Origin of the sequence: Mycobacterium sp. E3298 (assembly GCF_001666895.1) — a bacterium.
GTDB lineage: Bacteria > Actinomycetota > Actinomycetes > Mycobacteriales > Mycobacteriaceae > Mycobacterium.
On sequence record NZ_LZJB01000487.1, the window covers coordinates 1 to 9,076 of the forward strand.

The window sequence follows — 9,076 nt, forward strand, 5'->3', positions numbered from 1 at the left end:
GACACCCCCGAATAGCGCATCCGGGTGGGAAACATCTCGGCCATGGCCGCGGGCTGGACCGCATACATGAGGCCGTGAATCACCAGGCCGAGGACGATCGCCGACAAGATGACGGCGTTACGGCCGCTGTTCATCATCGGGAACCCGAAGAAGCCCCAGGTGCACGCGCTGATCGCACCGATGAAATAGATTGGGCGCCTGCCAAATCGGTCACTGAGTCGTCCGGCCAGCGGGATGACGACGAAGTGGACCGCGTGCGCCACCAGCAGCCACCACAGGATGGTCTTGGTGTCGGCGTGCACGTGGACTTTCAGATAGGTGATCGAGAAGGTGACGACGAGGTAGTACATCGTGTTCTCGCCGAGACGCATGCCCATGGCGGTGAAAACGCCACGTGGGTAACGCTTTAACACCTCGACCACGCCGACGCGGGCGGTACTGACCCGCTCCAGCTGCCGTTGCGCCTCGTAGAAGATCGGCGCGTCGGTCACCTTGGTGCGGATGTAATAGCCGATCAGCACGACGATCGCGGACAACCAGAAGCCGACGCGCCAGCCCCAGCTCAGGAATGCCCGGTCCGACAGCGTCGAGGTGAGAATCAGCAGCACGACGGTGGCCAGCATGTTTCCGCCCGGCACGCCGGCCTGCGGCCAGCTGGCCCAGAAGCCGCGACTGGACGTCGGGCTGTGCTCGGCGACCAGCAGGACCGCCCCGCCCCACTCGCCGCCGACAGCGAAGCCCTGTGCGAACCGCAGCACCACGAGCAGCGCCGGGGCCCAGTACCCGATCTGGGCGAAGCTGGGCAGGCACCCCATCGCGAACGTGGAGACACCGACCAACAACAGGCTGAGCTGCAGCAGCCTCTTGCGGCCGTACCGGTCGCCGAGCTGACCGAAGACGATCCCACCGAGCGGGCGGGCGGCGAAGCCGACGGCGTAGGTCACGAAGGCGGCGAGGATCGCGTCGAGTTCGTTGCCGCCGCGGGGAAAGAACACCTTGCTGAAGACCAGGGTTGCGGCGGTGCCGTAGAGGAAGAACTCGTACCATTCGACGACCGTGCCGGCCATGGATGCGGCGACCACGCGGCGCAGATACGCCTGGCTTTCGAATAGGTTGCCACGCAGGCCATTACGGTCACTCATGGTCGCCCTCCTCGGCGGGCCGCCCACCCGGGGCGCCGACCGAGTTTGCCGAGACCGGCGTTACTGCTAGACCGCGGCGACGGCGGGTGTGCTGGCGGATCGGAGCGTACCTGGCGAGGACGCTCGACGCACGGTCTCCCGCCCGTGCGCCCGTCGCGGCCGTCCGGCTCACGGGTCCCGTAATCACGACGAAACGGGCACAGGCGGGAGTGCCCGCCGCCGCACAGCGACAAGTTGGGGTGGCCGGACGTCGCGACCGGATTGACGCTCAGAGGCGGGCGGGCACGCGCTCGGTTCAGCGGCGCGAAGCCACTCCCATCGCCGACGATCGTTACGGAAGCGGCGGTGCCGGTGGCGCCGACGGGGCCGGCGGCGCGGAGAGAGTCGACGGCGGCGCCAGGGTCGTGAGCGGGGTGGGCGTGGTGGTGGGCGCCTGGGTTTCGGTGCCCGCCGGTGCCGCGGTCATGGCGGGACCGGCGCCGTGGCCCAGCCAAGCCGCCGCGGCGACGGAAACGCCGGCGATCGTCAGCAGTGCGTTGCGCTGGTCTTTCATCAGGACCTCCCTGCTCGAAGACAAGACCCGCATAGCGAATCACTTAAACCCGTTATACGGATCAACATGTCACGGAAGAATAACACCGAAATCGGCGCGGCAACACCTGCAAACAAGGCGAGAACGTCGCTCGACCGCCATGGGTTACGGGAAGTTCCGAGCGGTCTACTGCGGAAAACGGCAGCCGGCTCGCAGGGTGATGGCGTTAGCCCAGGAGGTGCGCGAGCTAATCGCTCGATACGCGCAATTCCCGTGCGATCGGCCGCGTTGCGACACGGTCACGGATGGATACCTATCGTCGCATCACTAGTCACAACAACCGCTCTAATCACTATCGTCACATGAGCCAACTGCGGACGTCAATGCGGTGTCCCGCCGCTCGAAAGGTGTTACATGTCGGCGATTCTTCGAAGTGTGTCGCTCTCGATGGCGTCGGCGGCCGCAGTCGGACTCGTCTTCGTGGTCGGGCCCGCGCCGATGGCTTTTGCCACCCCGTGTGGCGCACCGGAAGCGAACGTGGAGCCGCCCGTCGCGCCGCCGGCGATGCCCGCACCCCAGCCGGTCGTCCAGCCGCCGACCGGACGCCGGCCGACGCACACGAATGACCAGGCACCCCTGCCCAGGCTGGGCCCGCTGATCTCCCAGTTCCTCAAACCGACGACTCCGGGTCGCCAGGTCGCCCCGATGAGACCCCAGGCCGAGGTCCTCCCGCCCGGGCCCAATCCGCCCGTACCCGGTCTGCCGCAGCCACCGAACGCCGGTCAGCTGCAGCCCAACGCCGCCCCGGTCCCGCAGCCGCAGCCGGCGCCACCGCCGCCCTCGATCGCGGGCGCGCCCACGTCGCTCGTCGACTGGGTGACCGGGCCCGACGGCCCGAACAAGACCCTGCAGCGTTTCAGCATCTCGGGTACCGACCTCGGGATCGCCTGGGACAACGGCGATCCCATGAATCGCCAGGTTCTGATGGCGTTCGGGGACACCTTCGGCTACTGCAAAGTCAAGGGCCAGCAGTGGCGCTACAACACGTTGTTCCGCAGCTCGGACCATGACCTGTCGCACGGCATCCACATCGCGGACGGCCTCCCCAACGATCGGTACTCCGGGTCACCGGTGTGGACGACAAGCCTGTCCAAGCAGGTCGTCAACACGATCCACAAGGCCGCGCACGAGACGGGAATCATCCCGACCGCCGGCATCTCGATCGGCCGGACGCAGTACATGAGCTACATGTCCATCCGGCAGTGGGGCCGCGACGGCGAATGGTCCACGAACTACTCGGCGATCGCCAGGTCCAATGACAATGGCCAGAATTGGGGAATCTTCCCGACTTCGATCCGGACGGCCTCCGCGGACGCCATCCCGGGAGCCGGGTTCACCCCCGGCAACGAGAACTTCCAAATGGGTGCGTTCATGAAGGGCAACGACGGTTACCTCTACCAGTTCGGAACCCCTTCGGGGCGCGGCGGCGCCGCATTCCTGTCGCGAGTGCCACCGGGCCAGTTGCCCGACCTCACCAAATATCAGTACTGGAACGGCGACGAGGGCGGCCGCTGGGTCCCCAACAACCCGGGCGCGGCGACGCCGATCTTCCCCGGCCCGGTAGGCGAGATGTCGGCCCAGTACAACAGCTACCTGAAGCAGTACCTGGTGCTCTACACCAACGGCGGCAGCAACGACGTGGTGGCGCGGACCGCGCCCGCCCCGCAGGGACCGTGGAGCCCCGAGCAACCGCTCGTGTCGTCGTTCTCGATGCCCGGCGGCATCTATGCGCCGATGATCCACCCCTGGTCGTCGGGCCGGGACCTCTACTTCAACCTGTCGCTGTGGTCGGCATACGACGTGATGCTGATGCACACCGTCTTGCCCTAATCGTGACCGTGTCGCACCCCGAATAGTCGGCAAAGCAGGCGCACCCTGAAGAAAGCGGGGGCCCAGCGAGAGAGGAGATCGGCGATGATCACCTTCGAGAACCCGGCCACGTCGACCGCCGGCAAGCCACGGCGGCCAGACATCGAGGTGCGCATCGAGGGTGTGCACCGCAGAGACGGCGCCGTTCGCCTTGGCATCCTGCTCGACGGGCGGATGGCCACATAGCCGAGCGCGTCGCGGCCGGCCGCAAGGGCCGGGGCAATATAGACGCGTGAGTTGGGCGAAGCGCGAAGCGAGGGCGCTCGCGGAGACGAGTCTGACCGGCGAGGCGTTGCTCGCTGAGCTGGAAGACTATGTCCGCGCGAACAATCCGCAGTTGACGGACGTCCGGCTGGAGCGGGCGACCCCGACCGAGGAGTACGACGCCACCGTCCGGCCGCCGAGGCGGTGGTACGACGTCACTTACCTGGCCGACGACGGCGAGGGATACGGCATTCGACCGTAGGCCTTGCGGCCGAACGGCTTGCCGGTTCCCAGACCGACTACACCAACACGCAACGAGCTCGCCCCGTGACGATGCCACCGGGTTCGAGAATTGCTGCCGATCATCTCAATCGTCAGGCGCGCGCAGCGCCGCCTCGACGCTAGGGATTCGCTGAGGTACTTCCGTCGCTGAACCGCCGAGGCTACTCTGCTGAGAACACTGTTCTCGTACAGCGAGTACGCCGACTCGGAAGGGCTGACGGTGAGCGAGTTCGACTACGTCGTAGTGGGCGGCGGGTCCGCGGGGTGCGTATTGGCAGATCGGCTCAGTGTCGACCCCGGCAACAAAGTCTTGCTCCTCGAGGCTGGCGGCACCGACCGCAACCCGTTGGTGTCAATGCCCAAGGGCTTCGCGTTCTTGATGAAAAACCCGCGCTACGTGTGGGAATACGACGTGGAACCGTTTGGGCCGCACCGACAGCAGGAGCATTGGGTCAGGGGCAAGCTACTCGGCGGGTCGAGTTCGATCAATGGGCTGGTCTACAACAGGGGGCAGGCGGCCGACTACGACGATATCGTCGCCCGCGGCAATCCCGGCTGGGGTTGGGACCAGATGCTGCGCGTCTTCCGGACTATCGAGGATCACAGTCTGGGCCCCTCCGCGGTCCGCGGCGCCGGCGGCCCCCTCGGTGTAAGCGTTATCAACACCCACGACGAGGTCTCCGAGGCGCTGATGGATGCCGCGACCACTCTGGGCATCAAGCGGGTCGAGGACATCAACGCCTCCGACGAGGAGCGCACCGGGTACACCGCGGCCACGATGCGGAAGGGTAAACGAGTCAACTCCGCGAGGGCTTTTCTGCACCCCGCTATGAAGCGGCCCAACCTCACGGTGCTGACCGGCGCAATCGCCCAACGAATCGTCTTCGAATCCGATCGCGCCGTGGGTGTGGAGGTGAGTTCGGCCAAGGGCAAGCAGGAGCTTCGGGCCTCCCGCGAGGTGATCGTCTCGTGCGGGAGTTTGGCAACTCCGAAGCTGTTGCAACTGTCGGGGATTGGGCCGAAAGAAGTATTGACCGCGGCCGGCGTCGACGTCAGGGTGGACAGCCCGCGAATCGGCGAAGGATTGCGCGAGCACCGGTGCATACCGCTGCAGATGCGGCTCAACGAGAACAAGGGATACAACCGGTTTCTGTCCACCCCCGTTGGCCAGGCGCGCGCGGGGCTGCGCTATCTGACCACCCGCAAGGGGCCGATCGGCACCGCCGCCTACGACATGCTCACTTTCATCCGCGCCGACCCGGCCAGCGAACGGCCCGACGCGCAAGTGCTCATGACACCCTTCTCGTTGGGTGTCGGGCCCGTTGACGGGGGCATCGAAGGCCGGGCGGGCCTATCCCTCCTGGGCTTCGTTCTGCGGCCGACCAGTCAGGGCTCGGTGCGGATTCGATCGGCCGATCCCAGTCAGCCGCCGCGCGTCGAGGTCGCATACCTCGAAACCGATTACGACAAAAGGGTATCGGTGGCAATGTTCCGGCGCATGCGGGACATCGTCGAGCAGCATCCCGTGGCCGACATGATCTTTTCCGAGATCGAACCCGGGCCCGCGGTCGACGACGACGACAGCATCCTGCGGGCGGGACTGCTCTACGGCGGCGCCGGGTATCACGCGTCCGGGGCGTGCGCGATGGGCCCGGCGGAATCCGACCCGTTGGACGCCCGCCTGCGTGTGCGTGGGGTGCCCGGGCTGCGCGTCGTCGACGTGTCCATCCTGCCGACGATGGTGGCCGGCAATCTCAACGGCCCCATCATGGCGATGGCCTGGCGGGCCGCCGAAATGATCCTCGAGGACCGATGACCGATCGACAGTTAGGACAGTTGCCATGACCGCTGTGATGCAAGGGATCCGCGTCCTCGAGGTCGCCGAGCACACCTTCGTTCCCGCGGCTTCGGCGATCCTGTCCGACTGGGGCGCGGACGTGATCAAGGTGGAACCCGCCGAGCGCGGCGACGCGATGCGCGGCATCATGTCGACCGGCAACCTGGGCCTCGACGGTGGTGCATGGCATCCGCTGCTGCAACACTCCAATCGCGGAAAGCGAAGCATCGGTTTGGATTTGAGCACGCCCGAAGGCGTCGACATCCTCTACAAGTTGGCGGCGACGTGCGACGTCTTCCTGACCAACAAGCTGCCCGCGGTGCGTTCCAAGCTGCGCATCGACGTCGACGACATCCGGGCCGCCAATCCCAACATCGTTTACGTCCGTGGATCAGGGTTCGGCTCGCGCGGCCCGGACGCCGATCGCGGGGGATATGACGTGTTGGGATACTGGTGCCGCGCCGGGGTCGCCTACGGGGCCAAACCCGTTGAATTCGAGGCGATTCCGGGCCAACCCGCGCCCGCGTACGGCGACTCGATCGGCGCGATGACCATCGCGGGCGGCATCTCGGCGGCACTGCTGCATCGCGAGCGCACGGGCCAGCCGCCGGTTGTCGACGTGTCGCTTCTCGCCACCGGAATGTGGGCGATGGGGGCCGCCATCGCGTTGTCGCACGAGTTGAACCATCCGTGGGGCCAGTTCCCGGTCGGCACAGATGTGGGCAACCCGCTGGTGGCCACCTACCAGACGTCGGACGGGCACTGGTTGCAATTGGCGTGCCTGCAGGGATTCCACTACTGGCCCGAGACTTGTCGGGTGATGGGCCTGGCCGAATTGGTCGATGACGAGCGGTTCGCCGATGTCGCAAGCTTCGCCGCGAACAGCCCCGTCGCGAGGTCGATCCTCGCCGAGCGGTTCGCCTCTGCGCCGCTGGCCGAATGGAAGCAACGCCTCGGCGACTTCCGTGGCCAGTGGGCGCCGGTGCAGGACTCTATCGAGGTGACCGCCGACCCACAGGTCATCGCCAACGGGTATGTGGTTCAGGCCGAGGCCGCCTCGGGTGAGAAGCACCCGCTGGTGGCCACGCCCGTCCAGTTCGACGAGGAGTCGGCACCGACGCGACGCGCGCCCGATTTCAATGAACACGGGGACGCGATTTTGACCGACGACCTCGGCATGGACTGGGACGACATCATCGACCTAAAGGTCAAGGGCGTCGTCGCGTGACCGCCGCCGACGCGTTGGTCGACGAGCTGCGTATCCGCGGGGTGATCGAGCGCTACTGCGCGTTACTCGACAGCGGCGCGACCGATGAACTGCTCGAATTGTTCGACGAGAGTTGTTCGTTCGCCGCGATGGGACGGACCTACCGGGGCCGCGCCGAGCTGGCGGCGCTGTGGGCGGTTCTGCGGCCCACCGACCGCCCTGGCACCCTGCATGCTGTCGTCAATCCCGTCATCACCGTCGACGGCGACCGTGCGAGCGCTGTGAGTGGTTGGGCCATGCTGGACCGAAGCGGTCAGGAAGGTGCGACGGTCATCGCCCTGGCGGGGCGCTACCTGGATAGATTGGCCCGCGGATCCGACGGGGTGTGGCGCTTCACCGATCGCCGCGTGCAGACCCTTGCCAGGCCGGCGGCAACAGCCGAACAACGCACCTGACGGCCCCGTGCGTCATCGAAGTCACTACATGTTCTCATCATGAGCACTGCGTGTATCCGTTGGCCGAGGCCAACGTTATCGGCTAATGGAAACGCCGGCTCGCTACGCTGTGGTGTGTGAGCAAATCGGGAACCGACGTGTCGGCCTGGTTGACGTCGGCGCCACGGCCGGAGTCGCGCTGGCGGGTGCGCTCGACGGAGCGGGCGACCGAGGATGTGCGCAAACGGGCTCAGGCGCGCAGCGACCGGTTCCTGCACATCGCGCTGGAATTGCTCAGTGAGGGAGGCGCGGAAAATCTCTCCGTCCGAAAGGTCGTCGAACGATCCGGCATGTCACTGCGGTCTTTCTACCAATCGTTCAGCGGTACCGACGACCTTTTCCTGGCCATCTACGAGGAAGCCACGCTCGGCGGCCTCGAGCGGCAGCTGGCCGCGGTCGCCGAAGCGGGCACCGACCCGCTGGATCGCCTTCGGGCCTTCATGCAAGCCGAGTGGTTGGCGTCCGATCCGGCCCCGCCACTGTTGCAGCGCTCGTTGGTCAGCTTTCATCAGCGGCTCAGCGAAACCCGTCCGGCCGAGCTGTCGGCCTTGCTGCAGCCCCAGCACCGAGCGCTGACCGAGCTACTTGCCGCGTGCCGTGACGCCGGTATGCGCAGCCCGCCGCTGGATGATTCGACGATCGCGTCGATCTTGCTGCACACGACGATGGAGATGCTGCAGGCGCGCGTGCTCGGCTTCTATGTGGGCGAGAACGTCGCGTTCGACCAGTTCTGGACCTTCTTGGAAACCGCCTTTACCCGGCCCTGACCGGGGCGCGAAAGGCGCGCACCCGGACAAGATCTGCACTGGGTATCGCAAGCATTGCCTGAGGCTGCGGCGTCGGCTAGCCTCGCATGAGAACGGTGTTCTTCTCTAGCGGATACACCGAATCGGACTGCGAGGAGAGTTTGCGGTGAATCTTGACGACATGATCTTGGTGAGCATCGATGACCACGTGATCGAACCGCCGGATATGTTCAAAGGTCATGTCCCCCAGAAGTGGGCGGACCAGGCGCCAAAGGTCGAGCGCAGCCCGGAGGGCATTGATCGCTGGGTATTTCAGGGCATCGAGACCTCGACGCCGTTCGGCATGTGCGCGGTGGTCACGTGGCCCAAAGAGGAATGGGGCTTCAACCCCGGCGTGTTCTCCGAGATTCGGCCCGCCTGCTACGACGTCAACCTGCGGGTGCGCGACATGGACGCCGGGGGCGTCCTCGCGTCGATGAACTTCCCGACCATGGCGGGGTTCAACGCGCGGACGTTCTGCGAGGCGGCGGACAAGGACCTCGCGCTGATCATGCTGAAGGCCTACAACGACTGGCACGTCGACGAGTGGTGCGGATCGCATCTGGGCCGGTTCATCCCGATCGGCATTGTGCCGATGTGGGATCCGGAATTGTGCGCGGCCGAGGTGCGGCGTCTGGCCGGCAAACGCTGCAAGGCCATCAGC

The 9,076-nt window shown here is 66.2% G+C and carries 9 protein-coding genes and 1 pseudogene; 8 read left to right on the forward strand and 2 right to left on the reverse strand.

The window, feature by feature from the left end:
- Window positions 1-1,142: MFS transporter (locus A9X05_RS22270; protein WP_067784103.1), on the reverse strand; the 1,142-nt coding region annotated here is incomplete at its 3' end.
- A gap of 331 nt (window positions 1,143-1,473) precedes the next feature.
- The gene (locus A9X05_RS22275; protein ID WP_067784105.1) at window positions 1,474-1,695 is read right to left on the reverse strand and encodes a hypothetical protein; all 222 of its coding nucleotides are present in this window, start codon (window positions 1,693-1,695) and stop codon (window positions 1,474-1,476) included.
- A 393-nt stretch (window positions 1,696-2,088) separates the two neighbouring features.
- Between A9X05_RS22275 and A9X05_RS22280 the strand changes: the two genes are divergently transcribed.
- The 8 genes and pseudogenes from A9X05_RS22280 to A9X05_RS22310 form a co-directional block, all read left to right on the forward strand.
- A complete protein-coding gene (locus tag A9X05_RS22280; RefSeq protein WP_067747495.1) occupies window positions 2,089-3,564 on the forward strand; it encodes a DUF4185 domain-containing protein in 1,476 nt (491 codons plus the stop codon).
- A gap of 84 nt (window positions 3,565-3,648) precedes the next feature.
- Window positions 3,649-3,789: a hypothetical protein gene (locus A9X05_RS31290; RefSeq protein ID WP_156669853.1), complete on the forward strand. Its 141-nt coding sequence runs from the start codon at window positions 3,649-3,651 to the stop codon at window positions 3,787-3,789.
- A gap of 46 nt (window positions 3,790-3,835) precedes the next feature.
- Entirely contained in the window at window positions 3,836-4,069 is a 234-nt protein-coding gene (locus tag A9X05_RS22285; RefSeq protein WP_067784107.1) for a hypothetical protein, read from the forward strand.
- Between the two features lie 240 nt (window positions 4,070-4,309).
- A complete protein-coding gene (locus tag A9X05_RS22290) occupies window positions 4,310-5,905 on the forward strand; it encodes a GMC family oxidoreductase (protein ID WP_067784109.1) in 1,596 nt (531 codons plus the stop codon).
- A 25-nt stretch (window positions 5,906-5,930) separates the two neighbouring features.
- A complete protein-coding gene (locus A9X05_RS22295; RefSeq protein ID WP_067747501.1) occupies window positions 5,931-7,154 on the forward strand; it encodes a CaiB/BaiF CoA-transferase family protein in 1,224 nt (407 codons plus the stop codon).
- Complete coding sequence (locus tag A9X05_RS22300) at window positions 7,151-7,588, forward strand: nuclear transport factor 2 family protein (RefSeq protein WP_067784110.1); 438 nt, start codon at window positions 7,151-7,153, stop codon at window positions 7,586-7,588. The genes A9X05_RS22295 and A9X05_RS22300 overlap by 4 nt, the downstream gene beginning before the upstream one ends.
- Before the next feature lie 116 nt (window positions 7,589-7,704).
- A complete protein-coding gene (locus A9X05_RS22305) occupies window positions 7,705-8,394 on the forward strand; it encodes a TetR/AcrR family transcriptional regulator (protein ID WP_067784112.1) in 690 nt (229 codons plus the stop codon).
- 145 nt (window positions 8,395-8,539) lie between these two features.
- Window positions 8,540-9,076, forward strand: a pseudogene (locus tag A9X05_RS22310) (amidohydrolase); the annotation flags it as partial.